Annotated in this window: 22 protein-coding genes; 18 read left to right on the forward strand and 4 right to left on the reverse strand. The window is 65.2% G+C overall.

Annotated elements, in window-relative coordinates; translation table 11 throughout:
- Positions 1 to 12: 12 nt before the first annotated feature.
- Together ligA and def are read left to right on the forward strand one after the other, a co-directional pair.
- On the forward strand, positions 13 to 2,169 hold the full coding sequence (ligA, locus tag AC3G88_RS22135) for an NAD-dependent DNA ligase LigA (protein ID WP_488773124.1): 2,157 nt from the start codon (positions 13 to 15) through the stop codon (positions 2,167 to 2,169).
- On the forward strand, positions 2,166 to 2,699 hold the full coding sequence (gene def / locus AC3G88_RS22140) for a peptide deformylase (RefSeq protein WP_153947798.1): 534 nt from the start codon (positions 2,166 to 2,168) through the stop codon (positions 2,697 to 2,699). The genes ligA and def overlap by 4 nt, the downstream gene beginning before the upstream one ends.
- 21 nt (positions 2,700 to 2,720) lie before the next feature.
- Here def and AC3G88_RS22145 read toward each other — a convergent pair whose 3' ends face one another.
- The gene (locus AC3G88_RS22145) at positions 2,721 to 4,181 is read right to left on the reverse strand and encodes an MFS transporter (RefSeq protein WP_488893980.1); all 1,461 of its coding nucleotides are present in this window, start codon (positions 4,179 to 4,181) and stop codon (positions 2,721 to 2,723) included.
- Between the two features lie 115 nt (positions 4,182 to 4,296).
- On the opposite strand from AC3G88_RS22145, the gene AC3G88_RS22150 reads away from it, so the two are divergent.
- Complete coding sequence (locus AC3G88_RS22150; protein ID WP_488773122.1) at positions 4,297 to 5,223, forward strand: helix-turn-helix transcriptional regulator; 927 nt, start codon at positions 4,297 to 4,299, stop codon at positions 5,221 to 5,223.
- A gap of 62 nt (positions 5,224 to 5,285) precedes the next feature.
- Here the strand turns inward: AC3G88_RS22150 and AC3G88_RS22155 are convergent, their stop codons facing one another.
- The 3 genes from AC3G88_RS22155 to map form a co-directional block, all read right to left on the reverse strand.
- Positions 5,286 to 7,274: a pseudouridine synthase gene (locus tag AC3G88_RS22155; protein WP_488893981.1), complete on the reverse strand. Its 1,989-nt coding sequence runs from the start codon at positions 7,272 to 7,274 to the stop codon at positions 5,286 to 5,288.
- A gap of 36 nt (positions 7,275 to 7,310) precedes the next feature.
- Positions 7,311 to 9,884: a [protein-PII] uridylyltransferase gene (locus tag AC3G88_RS22160; protein ID WP_400393335.1), complete on the reverse strand. Its 2,574-nt coding sequence runs from the start codon at positions 9,882 to 9,884 to the stop codon at positions 7,311 to 7,313.
- Between the two features lie 82 nt (positions 9,885 to 9,966).
- Positions 9,967 to 10,785: a type I methionyl aminopeptidase gene (map, locus tag AC3G88_RS22165; protein WP_488773120.1), complete on the reverse strand. Its 819-nt coding sequence runs from the start codon at positions 10,783 to 10,785 to the stop codon at positions 9,967 to 9,969.
- Between the two features lie 339 nt (positions 10,786 to 11,124).
- Between map and rpsB the strand changes: the two genes are divergently transcribed.
- The 15 genes from rpsB (at position 11,125) to rnhB (ending at position 26,288) form a co-directional block, all read left to right on the forward strand.
- Positions 11,125 to 11,868, forward strand: a complete 744-nt coding sequence (rpsB, locus tag AC3G88_RS22170; protein ID WP_092600039.1) for a 30S ribosomal protein S2 — start codon at positions 11,125 to 11,127, stop codon at positions 11,866 to 11,868.
- 167 nt (positions 11,869 to 12,035) lie between these two features.
- Positions 12,036 to 12,914, forward strand: a complete 879-nt coding sequence (gene tsf, locus AC3G88_RS22175) for a translation elongation factor Ts (protein WP_092600036.1) — start codon at positions 12,036 to 12,038, stop codon at positions 12,912 to 12,914.
- A 304-nt stretch (positions 12,915 to 13,218) separates the two neighbouring features.
- On the forward strand, positions 13,219 to 13,929 hold the full coding sequence (gene pyrH / locus AC3G88_RS22180) for a UMP kinase (protein ID WP_066735314.1): 711 nt from the start codon (positions 13,219 to 13,221) through the stop codon (positions 13,927 to 13,929).
- Between the two features lie 108 nt (positions 13,930 to 14,037).
- The gene (gene frr, locus AC3G88_RS22185) at positions 14,038 to 14,598 is read left to right on the forward strand and encodes a ribosome recycling factor (protein ID WP_153947791.1); all 561 of its coding nucleotides are present in this window, start codon (positions 14,038 to 14,040) and stop codon (positions 14,596 to 14,598) included.
- A gap of 52 nt (positions 14,599 to 14,650) precedes the next feature.
- Complete coding sequence (uppS, locus tag AC3G88_RS22190; RefSeq protein WP_400393329.1) at positions 14,651 to 15,421, forward strand: undecaprenyl pyrophosphate synthase; 771 nt, start codon at positions 14,651 to 14,653, stop codon at positions 15,419 to 15,421.
- Between the two features lie 39 nt (positions 15,422 to 15,460).
- Entirely contained in the window at positions 15,461 to 16,282 is an 822-nt protein-coding gene (locus AC3G88_RS22195; RefSeq protein ID WP_153947789.1) for a phosphatidate cytidylyltransferase, read from the forward strand.
- A gap of 24 nt (positions 16,283 to 16,306) precedes the next feature.
- Positions 16,307 to 17,485: a 1-deoxy-D-xylulose-5-phosphate reductoisomerase gene (gene ispC / locus AC3G88_RS22200; protein ID WP_488773119.1), complete on the forward strand. Its 1,179-nt coding sequence runs from the start codon at positions 16,307 to 16,309 to the stop codon at positions 17,483 to 17,485.
- 49 nt (positions 17,486 to 17,534) lie between these two features.
- Positions 17,535 to 18,932: an RIP metalloprotease RseP gene (gene rseP / locus AC3G88_RS22205; protein WP_488773118.1), complete on the forward strand. Its 1,398-nt coding sequence runs from the start codon at positions 17,535 to 17,537 to the stop codon at positions 18,930 to 18,932.
- 138 nt (positions 18,933 to 19,070) lie between these two features.
- Positions 19,071 to 21,401 (forward strand): outer membrane protein assembly factor BamA, encoded by a 2,331-nt coding sequence (bamA, locus tag AC3G88_RS22210; protein ID WP_368086169.1) that lies wholly within the window; start codon positions 19,071 to 19,073, stop codon positions 21,399 to 21,401.
- 20 nt (positions 21,402 to 21,421) lie between these two features.
- On the forward strand, positions 21,422 to 21,952 hold the full coding sequence (locus tag AC3G88_RS22215; protein WP_092600018.1) for an OmpH/Skp family outer membrane protein: 531 nt from the start codon (positions 21,422 to 21,424) through the stop codon (positions 21,950 to 21,952).
- A 49-nt stretch (positions 21,953 to 22,001) separates the two neighbouring features.
- On the forward strand, positions 22,002 to 23,108 hold the full coding sequence (lpxD, locus tag AC3G88_RS22220; RefSeq protein WP_488773117.1) for a UDP-3-O-(3-hydroxymyristoyl)glucosamine N-acyltransferase: 1,107 nt from the start codon (positions 22,002 to 22,004) through the stop codon (positions 23,106 to 23,108).
- On the forward strand, positions 23,105 to 23,557 hold the full coding sequence (fabZ, locus tag AC3G88_RS22225) for a 3-hydroxyacyl-ACP dehydratase FabZ (RefSeq protein ID WP_061958372.1): 453 nt from the start codon (positions 23,105 to 23,107) through the stop codon (positions 23,555 to 23,557). Before lpxD ends, fabZ begins: the two co-directional genes overlap by 4 nt.
- 43 nt (positions 23,558 to 23,600) lie before the next feature.
- Positions 23,601 to 24,404, forward strand: a complete 804-nt coding sequence (gene lpxA, locus AC3G88_RS22230) for an acyl-ACP--UDP-N-acetylglucosamine O-acyltransferase (RefSeq protein WP_153947785.1) — start codon at positions 23,601 to 23,603, stop codon at positions 24,402 to 24,404.
- A 28-nt stretch (positions 24,405 to 24,432) separates the two neighbouring features.
- Positions 24,433 to 25,626 (forward strand): lipid-A-disaccharide synthase, encoded by a 1,194-nt coding sequence (gene lpxB, locus AC3G88_RS22235; RefSeq protein WP_488773167.1) that lies wholly within the window; start codon positions 24,433 to 24,435, stop codon positions 25,624 to 25,626.
- A complete protein-coding gene (rnhB, locus tag AC3G88_RS22240; RefSeq protein ID WP_488773116.1) occupies positions 25,626 to 26,288 on the forward strand; it encodes a ribonuclease HII in 663 nt (220 codons plus the stop codon). The genes lpxB and rnhB overlap by 1 nt, the downstream gene beginning before the upstream one ends.
- The last annotated feature ends 5 nt before the right edge of the window (positions 26,289 to 26,293 follow it).

Here is a 26,293-nt window from a genome sequence, read left to right on the forward strand (position 1 = left end):
GACGGAGCCCCCATGACCGCCAAGCATCCAGGCGCGCGGGCTCCGGCCCCCGCGCCCGCCGCCCCGTTGCCGGCCCATGCGTCCCCCGCCGAGCGCGTGCAGTGGCTGCGCGCCGAACTGGAGCGCCACAGCTACCAGTATTACGTGCTCGATGCGCCGACCATTCCCGATGCGGAATATGACGCGCTGTTCAGCGAGCTGCAGGCGCTGGAAACCGAGCATCCCGACCTGCTGACCGATGACTCGCCGACGCAACGCGTGGGCGGGGCGCCGCTGGCCGCGTTCGACACGGTGCGCCACCGCGTGCCCATGCTGTCTCTGAACAACGGCTTCGAGGACGAGGACGTGGTCAGTTTCGACCGCCGCTGCGCACAGGGGCTGGGCAAGGCCGCCGTGGCGGCGCCGGCCGATGACCTGTTCGGTGCCGCCGAAGCGGCCGAAAGCGCCGTCGAATACGCGTGCGAACTGAAGTTCGACGGCCTGGCCATGTCGCTGCGCTACGAGGACGGCAAACTCGTGCAGGCCGCCACGCGCGGCGATGGCGAGACCGGCGAGGATGTGACCGCCAATGTGCGCACCATCAAGGCCATTCCGCTGAAGCTGCGCGGCAAGGCCCCGGCCGTGCTCGAAGTGCGCGGCGAGGTGTTCATGTACCGCGCCGATTTCGACCGTCTCAACGCGCGCCAGGCCGAGGCCGGCGAAAAGACGTTCGTCAATCCGCGCAATGCGGCGGCAGGCAGCCTGCGCCAGCTGGACCCGCGGATCACGGCCAGGCGGCCGCTGTCTTTCTTCGCCTACGGCCTGGGCGAGCTGCAGGGCGCCGACCGTCCGGCCACGCACAGCGTGATGATGGACGGCTTCGCCGCGCTGGGTTTGCCGGTCTGCGACGAACGCCGCGTGGTCAAGGGCGCGCAGGGGCTGCTGTCGTTCTATCGCGATATCGGCGCGCGCCGCGACCAGTTGCCGTACGACATCGACGGCGTGGTCTACAAGGTCAATGCCATCGCCGAGCAGGAACAGCTGGGCTTTGTCTCGCGCGCCCCGCGCTTTGCACTGGCGCACAAGTTTCCGGCGCAGGAGATGACCACCACGGTCGAGGACATCGAGGTGCAGGTGGGCCGGACCGGCGCCATCACCCCCGTGGCGCGGCTGGCGCCAGTGTTCGTCGGCGGGGTGACCGTCACCAATGCCACGCTGCATAACGAGGACGAGATCCGCCGCAAGGATGTGCATATTGGCGATACGGTGATTGTTCGCCGTGCCGGCGACGTGATTCCCGAGGTGGTGGCCGTGGTGCTGGAGCGCCGGCCTGCCGACGCCCGCGCCTTCGTGATGCCCACCGCGTGCCCGGTATGCGGGTCGCATGTGGAAAAGCTCGAGGGCGAGGCCATCGCCCGTTGCACGGGCGGCCTGATCTGCGCGGCGCAGCGCAAGCAGGCGCTGATCCACTTTGCCCAACGGCGCGCGATGGATGTGGATGGCCTGGGCGACAAGATCGTCGAACAGCTGGTGGATATGGGCATCGTCCGCACGCCGGCCGATCTCTACAAGCTCGGCGTGGCCAAGCTGGCCGCGCTGGACCGCATGGCCGACAAGTCCGCCACGAACCTGGTGGCGGCCATCGACAAGTCGCGCGAGACCACGCTGAACCGGTTTATCTTTGCGCTGGGCATCCGCCACGTGGGCGAGGCCACGGCCAAGGACCTGGCCAAGCACTTCGGCAAGCTCGACAACCTGCTGGCCGCCGACGAGGCCGCGCTGCTGGAAGTCAACGATGTGGGGCCGGTGGTGGCGCAATCGATTGCCAATTTCTTCGCCGAGCCGCACAACGTCGAGGTGATCGAGCAGTTGCGTGCCGCAGGCGTACACTGGGTCGAATCGGAACCCACGGCACGGGCGCCGCTGCCGCTGGCCGGCAAGACCATCGTGCTGACCGGCACGCTGCCGACGCTGTCGCGCGAGGACGCCAAGGAAAAGCTCGAAGCCGCCGGCGCCAAGGTGGCGGGCTCGGTATCGAAGAAAACCGATTACGTCGTGGCTGGCGCCGAAGCCGGCAGCAAGCTGGAAAAGGCGCAGGCGCTGGGTGTGCCGGTGCTGGACGAGGACGGCATGCTCAAGCTGCTGGCCGACGCCGGGGCCGAGGCCCCCGACAACGGAGAACCGCAATGATCCGCGAGATTCTGAAGATGGGCGATGCGCGGCTGCTGCAGAAGGCGCGGCCGGTGATCGAGTTCAACACGCCGGAACTGCGGCTGCTGGTCGACGACATGTTCGACACGATGGAGCATGCCAACGGCGCCGGCCTGGCTGCGCCGCAGATCGGCGTGGACCTCCAGGTGGTGATCTTCGGCTTCGATCGCAACCCGCGCTATCCCGATGCGCCGACGGTGCCCAAGACCGTGCTGATCAATCCGGTGCTGGAGCCGCTGTCCGACGACATGGAAGACGGCTGGGAGGGTTGCCTGTCGGTGCCCGGCCTGCGCGGCGTGGTGCCGCGCCACACCCGCCTGAAATACTCGGGCTTCGACATGCTCGGCAACCCGATCGAGCGCGTGGCGGATGGCTTTCACGCGCGCGTGGTGCAGCACGAGTGCGATCACCTGATCGGCGTGCTGTATCCGATGCGGGTCAAGGATTTCACGCGCTTCGGCTTCACGGAAGTCCTGTTCCCCGAACTGCCGCCCAACTACGACGACTGAGCGGGGCGGCGGGCGGGGCCGTCATGCGGCACCAGTGGCCAGCACCGGCTGGCCGTGGCGGGCGTGATAGATCGCGGCCGCCGCCACCAGCATCGTCATCAGGATCAGCTCGGCCGCCAGGCTCGTGAGCGTGGCATCGAGGTAGCTGCCGCCGTGGTGGATGCGCTGGGCGAACACCGTGCCCAGCAGCGCCGAACCGAGGCCCAGCGACGCCTGCTGTACCGTGGCCAGCGCCGCGCTGCCTGCGCCGGCGTGATCGGGCGGAATATCGGCCAGCCCGATGCGATAGAAGCAGCCCACCACCAGCGCGTTGCCAATGCCGATCAGCATGGTTGGCGCGGCCAGCGTGAGCAGGTCGGGATGCGGCCAGACATGGCGCAGCGTCCAGGCCAGCGCCGCCATGCCTGCCATCTGGATCAGGCAGCCGATCAGCAGCACGCGCGTACGGCCCCACAGCCCCACCACACGCGGACTCAGCAGCGAGGCCACCGAGAACGCCACGCCCAGCGGAATGAACGCGTTGCCGGCCATCGTCGGCGTCATGCCGCCACCGCCCTGCAGGGCCAGCGCCAGCACGAACATGAAGCCGCTCCAGCACGCGTAGAACAGGATGGCCACCACAAAGCCGAAGCGCACGCTCGGCAGCCGTAACAGCGACGGCGGCAGCAGCGGATGCACGCCGCGCCGTTCCTGGCGCTTTTCAACCTGCCACAGCCACAGCGTCAGCGGGCCCGCCGCCGCCAGCGTGGCCAGCACGGGCCAGGACCAGTGGAACATCGGCCCCATCGCCACGGGCAGCAGCACGGCCAGGATCACCATCGCCAGCAGCGCCGTGCCGGGGACATCCACACCGGCCGGATTGTCCCGCCGCGTTTCCGGGATCACGCGCGGCGACAGCCACAGGATGGCCGCGCAAACGGGCAGGTTGATCAGGAACGCATTGCGCCAGCCCAGGCCGCCGATATCGGCATCCACCAGGAAGCCGCCCAGCACCTGCCCGATGATGAAGGCCACACCGCCCACCGACGCGAACAGCGCCAGCGCGCGGGAGTGCGCGTGCCCGCGCAGGCCCACGTGGATGGTGGCCAGGATCTGCGGCACCAGCAGCGCGGCGGCCGCGCCCTGCAGCAACCGGGCGCCCAGCAGCACCAGCATCGACCCGGCCACGCCGCACAGCAACGAGGCAATGCCGAACAGCAGCACGCCGGCGTTGAATACGCGGCGGCGCCCGAAGTTGTCGCCCAGCCGGCCGCCCATGGCCAGGCAAACGGCGAATGCCACGCCGTAGACGGCCACCATCAGTTCCAGTTCGGCCGGCGAGGCGCCCAGCGAATGTTCAATGGGGTGCAGCGCCACGTTGACGATGGAAAAGTCGATCTGCGGCAGCAACTGACCGGCCAGCAGCACGTACAGGCCGGTACGGCCCAGTGACGGTGTGGAATCCGGTGCGGAAGTATGGATGGAAGGTGCGGGGGCTTTCATGGCATGCGGACCTCGACAAGGCGTGAGGCTGGGAGTATGGTCATGCATCCAGACTGGTACAAGAGTCCAGTTAGACTGGTATAAACAGTGTCAGGCTACGCAGGAGTGATCGATCATGAACGCCCGTCAGGAACCGAGTGCGCTGTGGAACCCGGGAACCGGCCTGCCCACGGACAACGACGCGCCTGAGTTCGCAGCCCATGCCGGCACCGGCAGGGAGGCCGAATTAGGCGCCTTCCTGCGCGCCCGCCGCGAAAATCTCGATCCGGCACGGATCGGCCTGTCGCGTGCCGGCCGACGCCGCACGCCGGGCCTGCGGCGCGAGGAAGTGGCCGCGATGGCCGATATCGGCATCACCTGGTACACCAAGCTGGAGCAGGGCAGGCCGATCCGCGTGTCGCCGAAGGTGCTCAATGCGGTGGCCGCCGCGCTGCAATGCTCGCCGACCGAGACCGAGCACCTGTTCACGCTTGCCGGCCTGCAGCGGCCCGCCGCCCTGGCCGGCACGTCGGTTTGCGAAACGGTGTCGGTGACCACGCAGCGCATGCTTGACCAGCTCGACCCGATCCCGGCGCTGGTGCAGAACGCCCGCTTCGACATCGTGGCGCACAACGACGCCTATTGCCGGCTGCTGGGGATGAATGTCCCGAGCCTGCCGCCGGAAGACCGCAACTGCATCTATCTGGCACTGACGCACCCGGGCTGGCGCAAGGCCGTGCCCGACTGGGAAAGCATGGTCTGCAACATGGTGGCGATGTATCGGGCGGCGATGGCCGAGCATGTCGACGATCCGCTGTGGGAAGCGCAGCTGGCGCGCTATATGGCGGTGTCCGAGACCTTCCAGCAGCTCTGGCAGAGATACCAGGTGCGCGGCATCCAGAACCACGTCAAGCGTTTCACCCATCCGGAAACCGGGGATTTCCAGCTGACGCAGACCAATTTCTGGACCGCGCCGCGCAATGGCGCGCGGCTGCTGGTCTATGTGCCGGCCGACGAGCAGGCCGAGGCCGCGCTAAGGAAGCTGCCGGCGGTGCATGGGTGAGGGGTGTAGCCCCCACCCGCTTGCGGGATAGGGGCCGGCGAATCAAGGCTGCCCGAGCCGCCTCAGAACTTCTCGAACTGCCCCAGGAAGCGCCACTGGCCCGGCGGCAGGTCGCCCAGCGCGATACGGCCCATGCGCACGCGCTTGAGGCCCACCACCTTCAGTCCCACCTGTTCGCACATCCGGCGGATCTGGCGCTTGCGGCCTTCGCGCAGCACGAAGCGCAACTGCTCTTCGTTCTGCCAGCTTACCTTGGCGGGCTTCAGCGCCACGCCGTCCAGCGACAGGCCAAAGCGCAGGCGCTCAAGCTGGTCTTCGGGGAAGACGGCGCTGATGTTGCGGTCGACCAGACCCTGTGGCGATTCCCACTCCACGCGCACCAGGTATTCCTTTTCGACGGTGGAATCGTCGCCAATCAGCGCCCGCGCCACGCGGCCGTCCTGCGTGAGCACCAGCAGGCCGGTGGAGTCGATATCGAGCCGGCCCGCCGGGGCCAGGTTCTTGCGCTGCCACGGCGCGAAACGCTTGCGCGTGGGGTCTTGCTCCCACTGGTTCTCGGCCGTGAACAGTACGGCGGCCGGCTCGTAGCCATCTTCGGCCTGGCCGGAGACATAGCCGACCGGCTTGTTCAGCAGCACCGTCACGCGCTCGCCTTGCTCAGAGCGCGCTTCCTGCCGGATTTCGATTTCGGCGTCCGGGCGGATGCGGGAGCCGAGTTCGGTCACGGGCTCGCCATCGACCAGCACCCAGCCCAGCGGAATCCATTCGTCGGCTTCACGGCGCGAGCACAGGCCCAGTTCGGACATGCGCTTGGACAGACGGACCAGGCCGTCTTCACGCGGCTCGGCCGGGGCCTGCGGGGCCGGGCGTTCCGAGCGTTCGAACCGTTCGCCGCGGTCGCCGCGCACCGGGCGGGCGCGGTCCGACGTGTCGCTGAAACGGCGTGCCGGTGCATCGCCACGGCGCGGCGCACCATCATCGCGGCGCGGACGGTCCGTCCGCGCATCGTCGCCAAAGCGGCGCGGGCGCTGGCCACCTTCGCCTTCGAAGCGACGCGGACGATCCGTGCCCTGTCCTTCGAAGCGACGCGGGCGATCCGAGCCCTGGCCTTCGAAGCGACGCGGACGATCCGAGCCCTGGCCTTCGAAGCGGCGCGGACGATCGGACCCTTCGCCTTCGAAGCGACGCGGGCGATCCGAGCCCTGGCCTTCGAAGCGACGCGGACGATCCGAGCCCTGGCCTTCGAAGCGGCGCGGACGATCGGACCCTTCGCCTTCGAAGCGACGCGGGCGATCCGAGCCCTGGCCTTCGAAGCGACGCGGACGATCCGAGCCCTGGCCTTCGAAGCGACGCGGACGGTCCGAGCCTTCGCCTTCAAAACGGCGCGGGCGGTCGGAGCCCTGGCCTTCGAAGCGACGCGGGCGATCCGAGCCCTGGCCTTCGAAGCGACGGGGACGGTCCGAGCCTTCGCCTTCAAAACGGCGCGGACGATCGGAGCCTTGGCCTTCGAAGCGACGCGGGCGATCCGAGCCCTGACCTTCGAAGCGACGGGGACGGTCCGAGCCTTCGCCTTCAAAACGGCGCGGGCGGTCGGAGCCCTGGCCTTCGAAACGACGCGGGCGGTCGGAGCCCTGGCCTTCGAAACGACGCGGGCGGTCGGAGCCTTCGCCTTCGAAGCGACGCGGGCGATCCGAGCCCTGGCCTTCAAAGCGGCGCGGACGATCCGACCCATGGCCTTCGAAGCGACGGGGGCGGTCCGAGCCTTCGCCTTCAAACCGACGCGGGCGGTCGGAGCCTTGCCCCTCGAAGCGGCGCGGACGCTCGGTACGCTCGCCCTCGAACCGGCGCGGTGCACCTTCGGCCGGCGCCGGCTTGCGCTTGTCTTTCTCGGCCGCGCGATCCTTGGCCTGCTTGATGCCGGTCACGACATCCTGCACGCGCTTGCGGTTCAGGTCCGACACACGCACCGGGCGGTTCGCCTTGCGCGGTGCGCCCGTCGTGGAGGTCTTGATGCCCAGCGTCTTGCGGCCGGGGTTGTTGCTATCTGTCATATCTTTCCAAGCGCCCGCGCGCCGGCCATCGGGGAGTCAGATGGCCAGTGCGTCGAGCAAATCCTGTTCCACTTGAATCTGCAATCGGTTGTCGGCGGCCAGCGGCGAGCCGTCGACCAGGAACACGTCTTCCACGCGTTCGCCGAGCGTGTTGATGCGCGCCGAATGCACGGACACGCGATATTTGGCCAGTACGCGGGCCAGCGCGTAGAGCAGGCCGGTGCGGTCGTTGGCCGACACCGACAGCAGGTAATACTGGCCCCGTTCGTCGGGACGCAAGTCCACGCGCGGCTTGATCGGGAAGCTGCGCGACTGGCGCGACAGCCGGCCCTGCGTCGGCTCGGGCAGCGGGCACTCCAGCCGCACGCGCTCGGCCAGTTCATGCTCCACCAGCGCCAGAATGTCGCGGTAGCCGCCGTCCAGGCCGGGGTCCGTGATCTGGAAGGTGTCCAGCGCGTAGCCGTCGCGCGTGGTCTCGATCTTGGCGTCCTGGATCGAGAACGCCTTGCGCTCGAAATAGCCGCAGATGCGCGCAAACAGATCGGGCTGGTCCTTCACGTAGACCACCACCTGCAGCCCTTCGCCCGCGGGCGACACGCGGGCCTTGACCACCGGATCGACGCTGTTCACCTTGTTGAACAGGTGCCGCGTCACCCAGGCGATGTCGCGCGCATCGTGCCGCATGAAGAACGACATGTCCAGCCGGCTCCACAGCGGCTTGGCCAGTTCGGGATCGAACGCCTTCAGGCGCAACTGCGCGATGGTGTCGTCGCGCTTCTGCGCCCAGAGGGAATGCTGGTCGATCTTGGCGCCGCCCAGTACGCGCAGCGTGATGCGGTACAGGTCTTCCAGCAGCTTGCCCTTCCAGGCATTCCACACCTTCGGGCTGGTGCCGCGGATATCGGCAACGGTCAGCAGGTAGAGCGCCGTCAGGTAACGCTCGCTGCCCACCACCTGGGCGAACCCCTTCACCACGTCGGGGTCGGTCAGGTCCTGCTTCTGGGCCACATGGCTCATGGTCAGGTGGTTTTCCACCAGCCAGGCGATCAGGTCGGTGTCCTCGCGCGCAATGCCGTGCTGCTTGCAGAAGCGGCGCGCGTCGACGGTGCCGAGCTTCGAGTGGTCGCCACCGCGCCCCTTGGCGATATCGTGGAACAGCGCCGCCACCCACAGCACCCACGGCCGCTCGAAGCCGGCCATCAGCTGGCTGCAGAACGGGAATTCGTGCGTGTGCTCGACAATCGCGAAGCGGCGCATGTTGCGCACCACCATCAGGATGTGCTGGTCCACGGTGTACACGTGGAACAGGTCGTGCTGCATCTGGCCGACGATACGGCGGAAGTTGATCAGGTAGCGGCCCAGCACGCTGGTCTGGTTCATCAGCCGCAGCGCGTGCGTGATGCCCTGCGGTTCCTGCACGATGGCCAGAAACAGCTTGCGGTTGACGGGGTCGTTGCGCCAGCTGGCATCCATCACCGTGCGCGCGTTGTACAGCCCGCGCAGCGTGCGCGGCGACAGGCCCTTCACGCCCGGCGTGCGCTCGTACAGCAGGAACGTTTCCAGGATGGCGTGCGGGTTCTGCTCGTACAGGTCGTCGCTGGTGATCTCCAGCATGCCCTGGCGCTCCACGAAACGGTCGTTGATCACGCGCGTGACCTTGGACTCGCTCGGGAACAGCATCGCCTCGATGTTCAGCAGCAGCACGCTGTTGAGCTGCGTGACCGCCTTGGCGGCCCAGTAGTAGCGCCGCATCAGCTGTTCGCTGGCGCGCTTGTGGGCCGTCTGGCGATAGCCGAAGGACTCGGCCAGCGCGGTCTGCAGGTCGAAGACCAGCACGTCCTGCCGGCGGCCCGCCAGCAGGTGCAGGCGCGCACGGATGGTGCGCAGCAGACGTTCGTTGCGGGCCAGTTCCTGTGATTCGCGCTCGGTCAGCAGGCCGCGTTCGAACAGTTCCTTCCAGCTGTCGCCCAGGTTCGCCGCCTTGGTCATCCACAGGATGACCTGCAGGTCGCGCAAACCGCCGGGGCTTTCCTTGCAGTTCGGCTCCAGCGCGTAGGGCGTGTCCTGGTACTTGGCATGGCGCTGGCGCAATTCCAGCAGCTTGGCCTGGAAGAAGTCGGCCGCGTCCATGTCGGCCTGGTAGCGTGCCAGCAGCGACGCGAGCAGCGTCTTGCTGCCGGTCAGCAGGCGCGCCTCAAGCAGCGACGTGCGGATGGTGATGTCGGCGGCCGATTCGCGGATGCAGTCGTCCACGGTACGCACCGACGAGCCGATTTCCAGCCCCAGGTCCCAGCACAGGCCGATGAAGCGTTCCAGTTTGGCGGCCGTCTCGCTGTCGGGCTCGGCCGGCAGCAGCAACAGCACATCGACATCGGAATACGGGAACAACTCGCCACGGCCATACCCGCCCACGGCCACCAGCGCGGCGGAGGCCGGCAGTTCCAGGGCGGTCCAGGCCTCGATCAGCGCGGCATCGACGGCGCGACGCAGCTTCGTCACCAGAGGCGTGACCAGATTGTTGGCGTCGAACTCGGCAAACAGCGCCTGCTTGTCGGCCTTGAGCCTGTCGCGAATGCGCTGGCAGAGCAGCAGTTCCGGCGTGGTGTCCATGGGCGGCGGTTCGAGGGTGGGCGTGGGCACGGCTGGAAGAAGAAAGGGCGCCTTGGTGGGCGCCCTGGCGTTCGGTGCGGGATCAGGCCGCCACGGTGTCGGTGATGAACGCGGGCGGTACGGGCGAACCTTCCGACAGCGTCAGCACTTCGTAGCCGGTGTCCGTCACCAGCACCGTGTGCTCCCACTGGGCCGACAGGCTGCGGTCGCGCGTCTTGACCGTCCAGTGATCGGGCATCGTGCGGATATCGCGCTTGCCGGCGTTGATCATCGGCTCGACCGTGAAAATCATGCCCGACTTGATTTCCATGCCGGTGTTCGGGCGGCCGTAATGCAGGATCTGCGGGTCCGAGTGGAACACCTTGCCGATGCCGTGGCCGCAGTATTCGCGCACCACGGTGTAGCCGGCGGCTTCGGCGTGGGTCTGGATGGCGTGGCCGATATCGCCCAGACGTGCGCCATTGCGCACTTGCTGGATGCCCTTCCACATGCACTCGTAGGTGATTTGCGCGAGGCGCTTGGCCAGGATCGATGCCTCGCCCACCACGAACATGCGGCTGGTATCGCCGTAGTAGCCTTCCTTGGTGATGACGGTGATGTCAAGGTTGACCACGTCGCCGGCCTTGAGCACGCGGTCGCCCGGGATGCCATGGCAGATCACGTCGTTGACCGACGTGCAGATGGCGCCGGGGAAGGGCGGGTAGCCCGGCGGCGCGTAGTTCAGCGGGGCGGGCACGGTGCCTTGTACATCACGCATGTAGGCGTGGCACAGGCGGTCGAGTTCGCCGGTGGTGACGCCAACCTTGACGAAAGGGGTGATGTAGTCGAGGACCTCGGAGGCAAGGCGGCAAGCCACGCGCATTTGGGCGATGTCTTCGGCGGTATTGATATGGATGCTCATGCTGCTTCGCCTGAAATGTGATGGCCCAGCCGCAGCTGCGCCTTTACTGTTCGCAAAGCGGGATTATCTCACCTTCGTGACGAGAAAGCAGGGAAATACGGTAGCAGGCCGGGCCGGCGCCGCCGGGCGGTTCGTTCGCATGCCTTTGCGAAGGGGCTTGAGGGAAGGGCTGCTTTGTTGCTACAATCGCGGGCTGACTTGCTGATGGGCCGGAAACGGGCCGCTGCGGGTCGGGAATGATCGCTGTTTTTTGTAAATCGCTGGTCCGCTCATCCGGGGTGTTCCTTTTCAGGAATGTCGGGGCGGACTTCAGAACCTAACCCTTTTGGAGTTATTCACATGTCCGTGACCATGCGCGAAATGCTGGAAGCCGGTTGCCACTTTGGCCACCAGACCCGCTTCTGGAACCCGAAGATGGCCCCCTTCATCTTCGGTCATCGCAACAAGATCCACATTATCAACCTCGAAAAGACCCTGCCGATGTTCCAGGACGCGCTGAAGTACGTGCGTCAGCTGGCAGCAAACCGCGGCACCGTGCTTTTCGTGGGTACCAAGCGTCAATCGCGCGAGATCCTGGCTGAGGAAGCCGGCCGCGCTGGCATGCCGTACGTCGACGCCCGCTGGCTCGGCGGCATGATGACGAACTTCAAGACCGTCAAGATCTCGATCAAGCGCCTGAAGGACATGGAAGCCGCCAAGGAAGCCGGCGCGCTGGAAACCATGAGCAAGAAGGAAGCGCTGATGTTCGAGCGCGAGATGGAAAAGCTGGAAAAGTCCATCGGCGGCATCAAGGACATGGGCGGCGTTCCTGACGCCATCTTCGTGGTGGACGTCGGCTACCACAAGATTGCCGTGACCGAAGCCAACAAGCTGGGCATCCCCGTGATCGGCGTGGTCGACACGAACCACTCGCCGGAAGGCATCGACTACGTGATCCCGGGCAACGACGACTCGAGCAAGGCCGTTGCCCTGTACGTGCGCGGCGTGGCCGACGCCATCCTGGAAGGCCGTGCGAACGCGGTGCAGGAAGTGGTGGAAGCCGTGCGTGGCGACGACGAATTCGTCGAAGTCCAGGAAGGCTGATTGCCCGCTGGCGCCTGAGGCCGGGACACACCGGCCGCCGGCGCCCGCCTGACGGCAACCAAGAAAAGGGGGCACATCTGGCGCCCCCTTTTTGCAAACAGATTCAGTTGTCATCCGCCGTGGATATGATTCGCCGCGGATGAAGCCAACCAATCAAGGAGTGACAAATGGCGGCAATTACCGCAAGCATGGTTGCAGAACTGCGCGCGAAGACCGACGCGCCGATGATGGAATGCAAGAAGGCCCTGACCGAGGCCGACGGCGACCTGGACAAGGCTGAAGAACTGCTGCGCGTCAAGCTGGGCAACAAGGCCAGCAAGGCCGCTTCGCGCGTGACCGCCGAAGGCATCGTGGCCACGTACATCGACGGCACCACGGGCTCGCTGGTCGAACTGAACTGCGAAACCGACTTCGTGTCGAAGAACGACGACTTCCTGGGCTTTGCCGCCAAGGTTGCCGAACTGATCGCCAAGCAGGCTCCGGCCGACGTGGCAGCCCTGTCGGCCCTGGAAATGGACGGTTCGACGGTTGACGCCGTGCGCTCGGCCCTGATCGGCAAGATCGGCGAGAACATGACGATCCGCCGCTTCGTGCGCTACGCCAACGGTGGCAAGCTGGCTTCGTACCTGCACGGCACCCGCATCGGCGTGATGGTCGAGTTCGACGGCGACGAAACCGCCGCCAAGGACGTTGCCATGCACGTGGCCGCCATGAAGCCGGTGTCGCTGTCGTCGGAACAGGTGCCGGCCGAGCTGATCGCCAAGGAGCGCAGCATTGCCGAGCAGAAGGCTGCCGAATCGGGCAAGCCGGCCGAAATCGCCGCCAAGATGGTGGAAGGTTCGGTCCAGAAGTACCTGAAGGAAGTGTCGCTGCTGAATCAGCCGTTCGTGAAGAACGACAAGCAGACGGTCGAGCAGATGCTGAAGGCTGCAAACACCAATGTGAAGGGTTTCACCCTGTACGTGGTGGGCGAAGGCATCGAGAAGAAGCAGGACGACTTCGCTGCTGAAGTGGCTGCCCAGGTGGCTGCCGCCCAGAAGGGCTGATGTCCGGGTGGCCGGGCGGGTTTCCCTGGCGGGATGCCCGGTCTGCCACCGTATAATGCCGAGGGGCGCCGCAAGGTGCCCCTCTGCACAAGTACGGTTGCCATGTGCGCCGTGCCAGTCAGTTTTCGCAGTCACCTGCAAAAAGCGCGCCTTTAGCGGCGTGATGCCGGCAGATGACGGCGAAAACCGGCTTTCCAGCTGTCAAGCAGTCCAAATTCATGCGCGGCCGGTGCGCAGTTGCGTCGTGCCGCCCGCGCCCATCCATCCGTTCAAACGAGCGACTAGAACCTGCCCGAGGGTGAACATGCCAGCCTACAAGCGCGTCCTTCTGAAACTGTCCGGTGAAGCCCTGATGGGCGACGATGCCTTCGGCATCAACCGGGCCACTATCGAAGGCATGGTCAATGACATAGCCGAAATCGTGAAGCTGGGCGTCCAGGTGGCGGTTGTCATCGGCGGCGGCAACATTTTCCGCGGCGTTGCCGGCGGTGCGGCCGGCATGGACCGTGCCACGGCCGACTACATGGGCATGCTGGCCACGATGATGAACGCCCTGGCGCTGCAGGACGCCATGCGCCACGCCAATATCGAAGGCCGCGTGCAATCGGCGCTGCGCATGGACCAGGTGGTGGAACCGTATATCCGCCCGCGTGCCATCCGCCAGCTGGAGGAAGGCAAGGTCGTCATCTTTGCCGCCGGCACCGGCAACCCGTTCTTCACCACCGATACGGCCGCCGCGCTGCGCGGTTCGGAAATCGGCGCGGAAATCGTGCTCAAGGCCACCAAGGTGGACGGCGTCTACACGGCCGATCCCAAGAAGGACCCGAGCGCCACCCGCTACACGACGATCACGTTCGACGAAGCCATTTCGCGCAACCTGCAGGTCATGGATGCCACCGCGTTCGCGCTGTGCCGCGACCAGAAGCTGCCGATCAAGGTGTTCTCGATCGTCAAGCCGGGTGCCCTGAAGCGTGTGATCCTGGGCGAGGACGAAGGTACGCTAGTGCACGTTTAAGCAGTCCGGACCGCATCAAAATGCGGATTCGGTCTGGCCTGAGAGTAGAATGTTCCATTTTCGATCCCGCCTGACGGGATCCTGTCTGGCTGTTTTCCGGAGGTAATCATGACCGTCGCCGACACTAAGAAGAGCGCCGAGCAGAAGATGCAGAAGTCGATCGAAGCCTTCAGGGCCGATCTGGCGAAAATTCGTACCGGCCGTGCGCACACCGGCCTGCTCGACCACGTCCAGGTGGATTACTACGGCTCGCCGGTGCCGATCAGCCAGGTGGCCAACATTGGCCTGGGCGACGCCCGGACGATTACCGTGCAACCGTGGGAAAAGAAGATGGTGCAGGCCGTGGAAAAGGCAATCCGCGACGCCGACCTGGGCCTGAACCCCGCCACGATGGGCGACGTGATCCGCGTGCCGATGCCTCCGCTGACCGAAGAGCGCCGCAAGGAGCTGATCAAGGTGGTGAAGAGCGAGGCCGAGGGCGCCAAGGTAGCCGTGCGCAACCTGCGCCGCGACGCCAACGAGCAGTTCAAGAAGCTCGTCAAGGACAAGACCATTTCGGAAGACGACGAGCGCCGCGGTACGGACGACGTCCAGAAGCTGACGGACAAGTATGTCGGCGAGATCGACAGGCTCGTCGCCGAGAAAGAGAAGGAGATCTTGACGGTGTAAGGCCGTCCCGGCGGCGCGTCCGCCGGGGTTGTCCCAGCCCGTCCGCGAATCCATGCAGCATATCAGTTCGACGCTCGGCGTTCCCGATACCACCTATGTGCCACGACACGTTGCCATCATCATGGATGGCAACGGCCGCTGGGCGACCAAGCGTCACCTGCCGCGCGTGGCTGGCCACACTCGGGGTCTGGATACCGTGCGCGAGATCGTGCAGGCCTGCGCCGCACGCGGCGTCCAGTACCTGACCCTGTTCGCATTCAGTTCCGAGAACTGGCGCCGGCCTGCGGACGAAGTCTCGTTCCTGATGCGCCTGTTCATGACCGCCTTGCGCCGCGAGGTGGTCCGGATGCACGCGAACAACATCCGCCTGCGCGTGGTGGGCGACCTGGCGCGCTTCAGCCCGCGTATCCAGCAGATGATCAAGGACGCCGAGGCGCGTACGGCAGGCAACACGGGCCTGACCGTGACCATCGCCGCCAACTACGGCGGCCGCTGGGATCTGCTGCAGGCCATGCGCAAGATGCTGGCGCGCGCGCCGATGCTCGATGCGGAATCGATCGACGAATCGTTGCTGGCGCCGCACCTGGCGATGGCCTATGCGCCGGAACCGGACCTGTTCATCCGTACCGGCGGCGAGCAGCGCATCAGCAATTTCCTGCTTTGGCAGCTCGCCTATACCGAGCTCTATTTCACCGATACGTTCTGGCCCGATTTTGACGCCGCGGAACTCGACAAGGCCTTTGCGTCGTACCGCCAGCGAGAGCGCCGATTCGGCCGGACCAGTGCCCAGGTCGTGGCGCCGGGCCTGTCGGGAACGGCCTGAGGCCGGTCGTACCTTCATATCAACGGGAATCGCAGCCGCATGCTTCTGACCCGCGTTATCACCGCCGTATGCCTGTTGCTGTTGATCCTGCCGATCCTGTTCCTGGCGCCCCCCACGGCGCTGGCGGTGCTGGTGGCAGTCATCGTGCTGCTGGGCGGCTGGGAATTCGGTCGCCTGATCGGCCTGCCGCGCCCGTGGCCATATGTCTATGCCGTGGCATGCCTGGTGGCGTTGCTGGCGTGGCACCTTGCGCCGTCCGGATTCGCCATCGACTGGCTGCTCGAGGCTTCGCTGGTGGCTTGGGGCGTGGCGCTGGTGTTGCTGGCGCGCGGCGTACGGAAGGCAACGCCCGGATTCACCGTACTGGGCGTCGTGCTCGGACTGATCATGCTGCCGGCGTTCGGCCATGCGGTCATGGCGCTGCGCGTGGCCGGGGTGGGTGTGCTGCTGACCGCCGCCGTGCTGGTCTGGGCCGCTGACATCGGTGCCTATTTCGTCGGCAAGGCCATCGGCAAGCGCAAGCTGGCGCCGACCATCAGCCCGGGCAAGTCCTGGGAAGGTGCGATCGGCGGCTGGTTGCTGGCGATGATCGTCGCGCTGGGGCTGGCGGCTAGCCATGCCTTCGCGCCTACCTGGTATTCGCTGATCGCCGACAAGGTAGGCCTGGGCGTGCTGGCCATGCTGACCACGCTGCTGGTGGCGGCCAGCGTGGTGGGCGACCTGTTCGAGTCCTTGCTCAAGCGCCAGGTCGGCATCAAGGACAGCAGCCGGCTGCTGCCGGGCCACGGGGGCGTTCTCGACCGCATCGACGCGCTGATCCCGGTATTTCCGCTGGCGGCGCTGCTGCTGTCCTGGGTCTGATCACAACTGAATTCGTCTGGTTATATGCAACGCATTACGATTCTGGGCGCCACGGGTTCCATCGGCGAAAGCACGCTGGACGTGGTGCGCCGACATCCCGACCGCTACACGGTGCACGCGCTCAGCGCCCATCGTCAGGTGGACAAGCTGGCCGCTGCGTGCGCCGAGTTCCGTCCGGCACGGGCGGTGGTGGGTTCGGCCGAGGCGGCGCGCGAGCTCGAAGGCAAGCTGCGTGCGGCCGGCATTGCGACCGAAGTCGGCTACGGCCCGGAATCGCTCGAATCGATCGCCGCGGATGCACAGACCGATGCCGTGATGGCTGCCATTGTCGGCGCCGCGGGCCTGCGCTCGTCGCTGGCCGCGGCGCGGGCGGGCAAGCGCGTGCTGCTGGCCAACAAGGAATCGCTGGTGATGTCGGGCAGCATCTTCATGGATGCGGTGCAGCATCACGGCGCCACGCTGCTGCCGATCGACAGCGAACACAATGCCATCTTCCAGTGCCTGCCGACCAGCGACCCGCGCTATGGCGCAGGGGTATCGAAGGTGCTGCTGACGGCATCGGGCGGCCCGTTCCGCACCCGCGACCCGTCGACGCTGCACGACATCACGCCCGACCAGGCCTGCGCGCACCCGAAGTGGGTGATGGGTCGCAAGATTTCGGTGGATTCGGCCACGATGATGAACAAGGGGCTCGAGGTCATCGAAGCCCACTGGCTGTTTGGCGCGCCGGCGGACAAAATCGAGGTGCTGATTCACCCGCAGAGCATTGTCCATTCGATGGTGGCCTATGCCGACGGTTCGGTGCTGGCGCAGCTTGGCAACCCAGACATGCGTACGCCGATTGCCTACGGCATGGCCTATCCGGAACGGATCGACTCGGGCGTGACCCCGCTGGACCTGACCGTGGCTGGCGGGCTTCATTTCGAGACGCCGGACCTGGGGCGCTTTCCGTGCCTGGGCCTGGCTTTTGACGCACTGCGCGCCGGTGATGTGGCCCCGGCCGTGCTCAATGCCGCAAATGAGGTGGCCGTGGACGCGTTCCTGGCCGGCGGCATCCGGTTCACGGACATCGCGCGGGTCGTGGCCGGTGTGCTGGAACAGCCCGCCGAAGGTGAAGCCGGGTCGCTCGACGGCGTGCTGGCCGCCGATGCCGCGGCACGCAAGGCCGCCCTGGCGCTGCTGAAACAACTGGCCGGCCGCTGATCGTCATCACGATCGCGGTGAGGCCCGGATCTGGAAAGAGGTGATTGCCATGCAAACCGTTATCGCGTTCGTTGTCGCCCTCTGCATCCTGATCTTCGTTCACGAGATGGGCCATTACCTGGCCGCGCGTGCGTGCGGGGTCAAGGTTTTGCGATTCTCGATCGGTTTCGGCCGTCCGCTCGCCCGCTGGGTCAGCAAGGGGCGTGACCGCACGGAATGGACGCTGGCTGCCATCCCGCTGGGCGGCTACGTCAAGATGCTTGACGAGCGGGAGCGCGACCCGGACGCGGATCCGGCCATCGATGCGGCCGACTTGCCGCGTGCATTCAACCGCCAGCCCGTGGGCAAGCGGTTTGTCATCGTGGCCGCTGGCCCGCTGGCGAATTTCGCGCTGGCCATCGCCCTCTATCTGGTGCTGTTTGCCGGCGGCATGCGCGAGCCCGCCCCCGTGCTGGCCGCGCCGGCGTCCAATACGGCGGCGGCGCAGGCCGGCGTCCGGGACGGCGACCGCGTGCTGTCGCTGAGCGCGAATGGCCAGACCGAGCCTGTCCGGTCCTGGAACGATCTGCGCATGGCCGTGTTTGCCCAGGGTTTTGGCGAGGCGCGTGCCGTCATGCACGTCCGTGGTGCCGATGGTGCCGAGCGGGACGTCGCACTGGGCCGGCTTCCCGATACCGGCGGGAACCCCGATCAGGACCCGCTGGCCACACTGGGCCTGGCCCTGAAGGGCGGGCCGGTCACCATTACCGAGATCGTCGCCGAGTCGGCGGCACAACGGGCGGGTCTGCGCGCCGGCGACAAGGTGGTGGCCTGGCAGGGCCAGCCGCTGACCCAGGCCGGCGAACTGATTCGCGGGGTTCGGGCGCGCCCGGGCCAGGACGTCACGCTTGGGATCGAGCGCGCCGGCCAGCGCATTGACGTGACGGTCAAGCTCGATGCCGCACCGGGCGGCAAGGCTGGTGCCGATGGCGAGCCCGCGCCGCTGGTTGGCAAGCTGGGCGCCGCGCTGAACCAGGCCGTGCAGACCGAAATCGTGCGCTACCCGTTTACCCAGGCCCTGGCCCGTGCGGCCGATCAGGTCTGGAACACCAGCACGCTGTCCTTGAAGCTGCTTGGCAAGATGCTCGTCGGCCAGGCATCGCTGCAGAATCTGAGCGGTCCGCTGACCGTTGCAGACTATGCCGGCCGGGCCGCCAACATGGGCTGGCAGCCGTTCGTGAGCTTCCTCGCATTGGTTAGCGTCAGCCTCGGTGTACTGAATTTGTTACCTATTCCGGTGCTGGATGGGGGGCATTTGCTGTATTATTGCGTGGAATTTTTGACTGGCAGGCCTGTACCAGACCACTGGCAAGCGATGCTGCAGAAGGTCGGCATCGCATGCATCTTGCTCCTGACCTCACTCGCTTTGTTCAATGACGTCAGCCGACTGTTTCTTGCGCGCGGCTAGTTTCGCGCAGCCGGAAGCGCCAGTCGGACGGGGGCGGTCGTATCCCGGGGGGATTTTCTCCGTCGGGAAGGATCGGTCGTGCCGGTATTGTCAGGCGCAGCGGCAATCGGCGCTGGAGCCACACCCTGCATGAAATCGATGAGGAAGAGGGGATCGACTTTGATCAGAAATAAGCGCATCTCGCTGGGCTTGCTGACGAGTGCCATTATTGCGGCCTGGAGCCCGGCGGGCTGGGCCGCAGATCCGTTTGTGGTCAAGGATATTCGCGTGGAAGGCCTGCAGCGTGTGGAGCCGGGTACCGTCTTCGGTTACCTGCCCGTGCGCGTCGGTGAAACCTTCACCGATGACAAGGGCGCCGACGCCATCCGTGCGCTCTACAATACCGGGTTTTTCAAGGACGTGCAGATCCGCGCCGAAGACGGCGTGCTGGTGGTGCAGGTCGAGGAACGCCCGGCGATTTCCCAGCTTGAATTCGTCGGCATCAAGGAATTCGACAAGGACACGCTGCGCCGGTCCCTGCGGGCCGTGGGCGTGGCCGAAGCGCGTTACTACGACAAGGCGCTGATCGACAAGGCAGAGCAGGAGCTGAAGCGCCAGTACGTGGCCCGCGGCTACTACGCCGCCGAAGTCCAGACCACCGTGACGCCGGTGGACCGCAATCGCGTGTCCGTGGTGTTCAACGTGGAAGAAGGTCCGGTCGCGAAGATCCGCCAGATCAATATCGTTGGCAACAAGGCGTTCAAGGAAAGCACGCTGCGCGACGAAATGCAGCTGTCCACGCCCAACTGGCTGTCGTGGTACACCAAGAACGACCTGTATTCGAAGCAGAAGCTCACGGCCGACCTGGAAGCGCTGCGCTCGTTCTACCTGAATCGCGGCTATCTGGAATTCCAGATCGAGTCGACGCAGGTCTCGATCACGCCTGACAAGAAGGATATCTACCTGACGCTGAATATCGCCGAAGGCGAGCAGTTCAAGGTGTCGGATATCCACCTGGCCGGCGAACTGCTGGGCAAGCAGGAAGAAATGCAGAAGCTGCTGCAGCTGAAGAAGGGCGATATTTTCTCGTCCGAAAAGCTGACGGCCAGCACCAAGGCCATCACCGATCTGCTCGGTACGTACGGCTATGCGTTCACCACGATCAACCCGCAGCCGCAGATCGACAAGGAAAAGCGCGAAGTGGCGCTGACCCTGATGGTCGATCCGGGTCGCCGCGTCTATGTGCGTCGCGTGAACGTGGTGGGCAACAGCAAGACGCGCGACGAAGTGGTGCGCCGCGAAATGCGCCAGATGGAAAGCTCGTGGTTCGATAGCGAGAAACTCCAGCAATCGCAGGCCCGTATCAACCGTACCGGCTATTTCACGGATACGAACATCACGACCGAGGACGTGCCCGGCGCGCCCGACCAGGTGGATGTGAACGTAAATGTGACGGAAAAGCCTACCGGCCAGATCAGCCTGGGTCTCGGCTTCTCGTCGACCGACAAGCTCGTGCTGCAGGCCGGCCTGCGCCAGGACAACGTGTTCGGCTCCGGTACCAGCCTTGGCCTCGATGTGAACACGGCCAAGTCGTTCCGTACGATCGCGCTGACCCAGTACGATCCGTACTTCACGGTGGACGGCATCAGCCGCTCGACCGATATCTACTACCGTACGTCCCGCCCGCTGTACTACACGGGTGACCAGGACTACAAGATCGTGTCGGCCGGTGGCGGCTTCAAGTTCGGCGTGCCGTTCTCCGAGAACGACACGGTGTTCTTCGGCATTGGCTACGAGCGTACCCAGGTCTATACCTCGGTCAATACGCCTAGCCAGTACACAGCCTGGCTGCAGAAGATCGGCAAGGCAAGCGGCGACCCGATCAACAACTTCCCGTTTACGGTCGGCTGGGCGCGTGACCGCCGGGATAGTGCGCTGATCCCGACCAAGGGTCCGTACACTCAGGCCAACCTGGAAATCGGTGTGCCGGGCGGCGATACGCAGTACTATCGCGCCAGCTTCCAGCAGCAGTACTTCTATCCGATCTCGAAGGCCTTCACGCTGGCCTTCAACGGTGAGGTGGCCTACGGCCACGGCTACGGCAATACGCCGTTCCCGGTGTTCAAGTACTTCTACGCCGGTGGTATCGGTTCGGTCCGCGGCTACCAGACCAGCACGCTGGGTCCGAAGGACCAGAACGGCAACCCGGTGGGTGGTGCCTCGAAGATGATCGGTAACGTGGAATTCGTGTTCCCGCTGCCGGGTTCGGGTGTTGACCGCACGCTGCGTCTGTTTACGTTCTTCGACTTCGGTAACGTCTATCAGGAAGGTGCGCCGATCACGGTTAGCGACCTGAAGTACTCGACCGGCTTTGGTATGTCGTGGCTGTCGCCGATCGGCCCGCTGAAGGTCAGCATGGGCTTCCCGCTGAAGAAGGACGAGAACGACAAGGTTCAGCGGTTCCAGTTCCAGATTGGTACCGCGTTCTGATCCCCAAAAGGATTTGTTTGATGAAACTCCACACTCCACTGATCAAATCCCTGAGCGCGGCCGCGCTGGCCGCTGCGGCCCTTTGCGCGGCGGCCCCGGCGATGGCTCAGGAGGCGCGCATTGCCGCGGTGAACTCGGAGCGTATCCTGCGTGACTCGCAGCCCGCCAAGGCCGCCCAGGTCAAGCTCGAGCAGGAATTCTCCAAGCGCGACCGCGAACTGCAGGACATGGCCCAGAAGATCAAGGCCATGGCCGACAAGCTCGACAAGGACACCGCCGTGCTGGCCGACGCCGACCGCCAGCGCCGTCAGCGCGAAGTGGCCGACCTCGACCGTGAATTCCAGCGCAAGCAGCGCGAATTCCGCGAAGACCTGAACCAGCGTCGTAACGAAGAACTGGCCCAGGTGCTGGAGCGCGCCAACCGCGTGATCCGTCAACTGGCCGAGCAGCGCAAGTACGACCTGATCGTGCAGGAAGCGGTCTACGTCAATCCGCGCATCGACATCACGGACGACGTGATGAAGGCGCTGAACGCCAGCTCCGGCAAGTAAGCGGCGGGCGCTCGCGCGCCGCTTTACGATTTTTCAAGGAAGTACCGCCATGCAGACACCCACACTGGGTCAGCTCGCCACCGAGAACGGCGCGCAGGTTGTGGGTGATCCCGACCTGGCCGTGGGCGGTCTGGCACCGCTCGACCAGGCCGGTCCCGGCGATCTGTCGTTTCTTTCCAATCCGCTCTACCTGGCGCAGGCGCTGGCTTCGAAGGCCGGTGCCGTGATCGTGTCGCCCGCGGATCTGGAGCGCATTCGCGCGGATGGGCAGGCTGACGGCCGAAACTGGTTGGTGGCGCGCAATCCGTACGTCTGCTTTGCGCGCGTGGCCCAGCGTTTCGATCGCGTCGCCAATGCCGATCCGCGTACCGGCATCGACCCGCGTGCCACGGTAGCGCCCGACGCGGTCGTGCCTGCGTCGTGCTTTATCGGTCCGAACGTGGTCATCGAGGCCGGAGCGCGGCTGGGCGAGAGGGTCCGCGTCCTGGCAAATGCCTTTATCGGCGCAGGCGCGCAGATCGGCGAAGATACGCTCATCTACGCCAATGTTTCTGTCTATCATCGTTGCGTGGTGGGCGCGCGCAACATCCTGCACAGCGGTGCGGTGATCGGGGCCGATGGCTTTGGCTTTGCGCCCGATATCGGGCCGGGCGGGGTCCAGTACGTCAAGATCCCCCAGGTGGGGCGGGCCGTGCTGGGCAACGATGTGGAGATTGGCGCCAACACCTGCGTGGACCGCGGGGCCATGGCCGATACCGTCATCGAGGACGGTTGCAAGATCGACAACCAGGTGCAGATCGCCCATAACGTCCATGTTGGCGCGCACACCGTGATTGCCGGCACGGCCGCGATTTCGGGCAGTACGAAGATCGGCAGGTTCTGCGTGATTGGCGGCGCGGCCAATTTTTCCGGACATTTGAATATCGCCGACCGGACCACAGTGTCCGGCGGTACCTCGATTACCAAATCGATTACAAAACCCGGTGGGCATTTCACCAGCGTGTTCCCATTCACATCGCATGGCGAGTGGGAACGCAACGCGGCCATCGTGCGCGGCCTGTCGAAGCTGCGCGAGCGTGTGGTGCAACTGGAGCGCCGGCTGCGCGGCACGTCCGCCGGGGTTAATAGCAAACAAGACGAAGAGAAATCATCATGACAGCCTCCGATATCGACATCCGCAAGATCCTGAAGCTGCTGCCGCATCGGTATCCGATCCTGCTGGTCGACCGCGTGCTCGAGTTTGAACCGCAGAAGCGGATCAAGACCCTGAAGAACGTGACGATCAACGAGCCGTACTTCATGGGCCACTTTCCGGAACAACCGGTGATGCCGGGTGTCATGATTCTGGAGGCGCTGGCGCAATCGGCCGGCCTGCTGACCTTTGGCGCCGACATGGAGCGCAAGGAAGGCGCGCTGTACTACTTCGTCGGCATCGACGGCGCCCGCTTCAAGCGCGTGGTGTATCCCGGCGATCAGTTGCACCTGAACGTGACCGTGGAACGCTACATTCGCGGCATCTGGAAGTTCAAGGCCAGCGCCACCGTGGATGGCGAGGTTGCCTGCGAAGCCGAGCTGATGTGCACGGTCAAGCAGGCCGAGGCCTGATCTTCCCGTTACCGAGCAGAACTGACAGCACAGGACAGTACGTATGACGCAAATCCATCCCACCGCACTGATCGACCCGAAGGCTGAACTCGCCGCCGATGTGGAAGTCGGCCCGTTCTCGATCGTCGGTCCGAATGTGCGGATCGGCAGCGGCACGCGGATCGGCTCGCATACCACGGTCGAGGGGCATACCACGATCGGCGAGGGGAACCGCATCGGGCCATATGCCTCGGTGGGCGGAGTGCCGCAGGACATGAAGTATGCCAACGAGCCCACCCGGCTCGAGATTGGCGATCGCAACACGATTCGCGAATTCACGACAATCCACACGGGCACCGTGCAGGATCGCGGCCTGACCCGCATCGGCAGCGATAACTGGATCATGGCGTACGTGCATATCGCGCACGACTGCAGCGTGGGCAACCACACGGTGTTTTCGAGCAATGCGCAGATTGCCGGCCACGTGGAAGTGGGCGACTGGGCGATTCTTGGCGGTATGAGCGGCGTGCATCAGTACGTGCGTATTGGCGCGCATGCCATGCTGGGTGGGGCTTCGGCACTGGTCCAGGACGTGCCGCCGTTCGTGATTGCCGCGAGCGACAAGAGCGGCAACAAGGCGACGCCGCATGGCATCAACGTCGAGGGCCTGCGTCGGCGCGGCTTCGATGCGGCCCAGATCGCGGCGTTGCGTCAGGCTTACAAGCTGCTGTACAAGTCGGATCTCAGCTTCGACGATGCCCGCAACGAGATTTCGACCATGCTGGGCCAGTCGGATGCCACCACGGCAGCGCCGCTAAAGGCCTTCGTCGAGTTCCTCGCCGCGACCCAACGCGGCATCGTGCGCTAGACGTCAGCCGGACATGGTCGAGGCAGCCATGCAGGCCGTGCTTCCCGCTGATGCGGAAGCTCATGAAAACAAGCGTGGCACGATTGCCATGGTTGCTGGCGAGGCATCTGGCGATCTGCTGGCTTCGCTGTTGCTGGAAGGATTGCACGCACGGCTGGGCGAGTCGGTTGACTATGCCGGGATCGGTGGCCGCCGCATGATGGCGCAAGGGTTTGTCTCGCATTGGCCGATGGAAACACTCTCCGTCAACGGCTATGTGGAAGTCCTGGGGTCGCTGCGCGAGATTCTGGCCACGCGTCGGGCCATTCGGGACCAGCTGCTGGCCCAGCCGCCACTGTGCTTTATTGGTGTCGACGCTCCGGATTTCAACTTCGGTCTCGAAGTTCCGCTGCGGCGCGCCGGCATACCGGTCGTCCATTTCGTCAGTCCGTCGATCTGGGCGTGGCGGGGCGGTCGCATTCGTACCATCGCGCGTGCGGTAGACCATATTCTCTGTCTGTTTCCGTTCGAGCCGGAGATCTACGCCAAGGCGGGTATCCCGGCAACATACGTCGGTCATCCCCTTGCCGATGTGATTCCGATGGTGCCCGATGTGGCCGGCGCCCGCACCAAGCTGGGCCTCCCGGAAAACAAGCGTATCGTGGCCGTGCTGCCGGGCAGCCGACAGTCCGAAGTCCGGAATCTCGGCGCCACTTTCTTCGAGGCCATGGCGCGCATGCACCGTATGGACGGGAATCTGGCATTCGTGTTGCCCGCCGCCTCGCCGGCACTCCATGCCATTGTGGAAGGTCTGCACGCGCAGCATCCCGAGATCGATCTGACAATTGTGGATGGTCAGTCACATCTGGCGATGGAGTCAGCCGATGTGATCCTGTTGGCGAGCGGTACGGCAACGCTGGAGGCTGCGCTGTACAAAAAGCCGATGGTGATCTCGTACAAGGTGCCCTGGCTGACTGCACAAATCATGAAACGACAGGGCTATCTGCCGTACGTCGGACTGCCTAATATTCTGTCGGGACGCTTTGTCGTGCCCGAACTGTTGCAGGACGATGCCACGCCAGAGGCGCTGGCGCGCGAAACGCTGTTGCAGCTCAATGACGAAGGCAATATTGCATTCCTGCGTGAACATTTCACGACCATGCATGAAACGCTAAAGCGCGATACGTCGAAGCTGGCGGCCGGTGTGGTGGCGGATCTGCTCCACACTCGGGGGGCTGTGTGATGCCGCGCATCAAGGCAGTCAATGTCGGCCAGATGGGGCTTGCACTGACGCAGACGGTCGCCGTGGTCCAGCGCCTTTGTGGCGTGGACGAAGCAGGCCGTGGCCCGCTGGCGGGGCCCGTTTACGCGGCGGCTGTTGTGCTGAATCCGGACCGCCAGATCCGCGGGCTCGCCGATTCGAAGATCCTGACCGCGGAAAAGCGGGAGGTCTTGTTCGACAGGATCTGCGAGCGGGCGTTGGGCTGGCACATCGCCTTTGCAACGGTCGAGGAAATCGATTCGATCAATATCCTCCATGCCTCGATGCTGGCCATGCAGCGCGCCGTTCAAGGGCTTGCCGCCAATGGCGTGATTCCCGATCTGGTCCAGGTGGACGGCAATCGTTGCCCGCAGGTGGCTTTTCCTGTGGAAGCGATCGTCAAGGGCGACGCCAAGGTGCGTGCCATTTCGGCCGCGTCGATCCTGGCAAAGGTTGCGCGTGACCGCAATCTCCGGGAATTGCACGCGCAGTATCCCGATTACGGCTTCGATTCGCATTTTGGCTATCCGACGCCTCAGCATTTTGCTGCGCTGGATCGGCATGGTCCCACCCCGCATCATCGGCGGTCGTTCGCGCCGGTCCGCCTGGCGCTGGAACGCGTCAACGGCATGACCCAGGCCTAGGCCCA

It is taken from the genome of Cupriavidus sp. 86D6 (assembly GCF_057815095.1).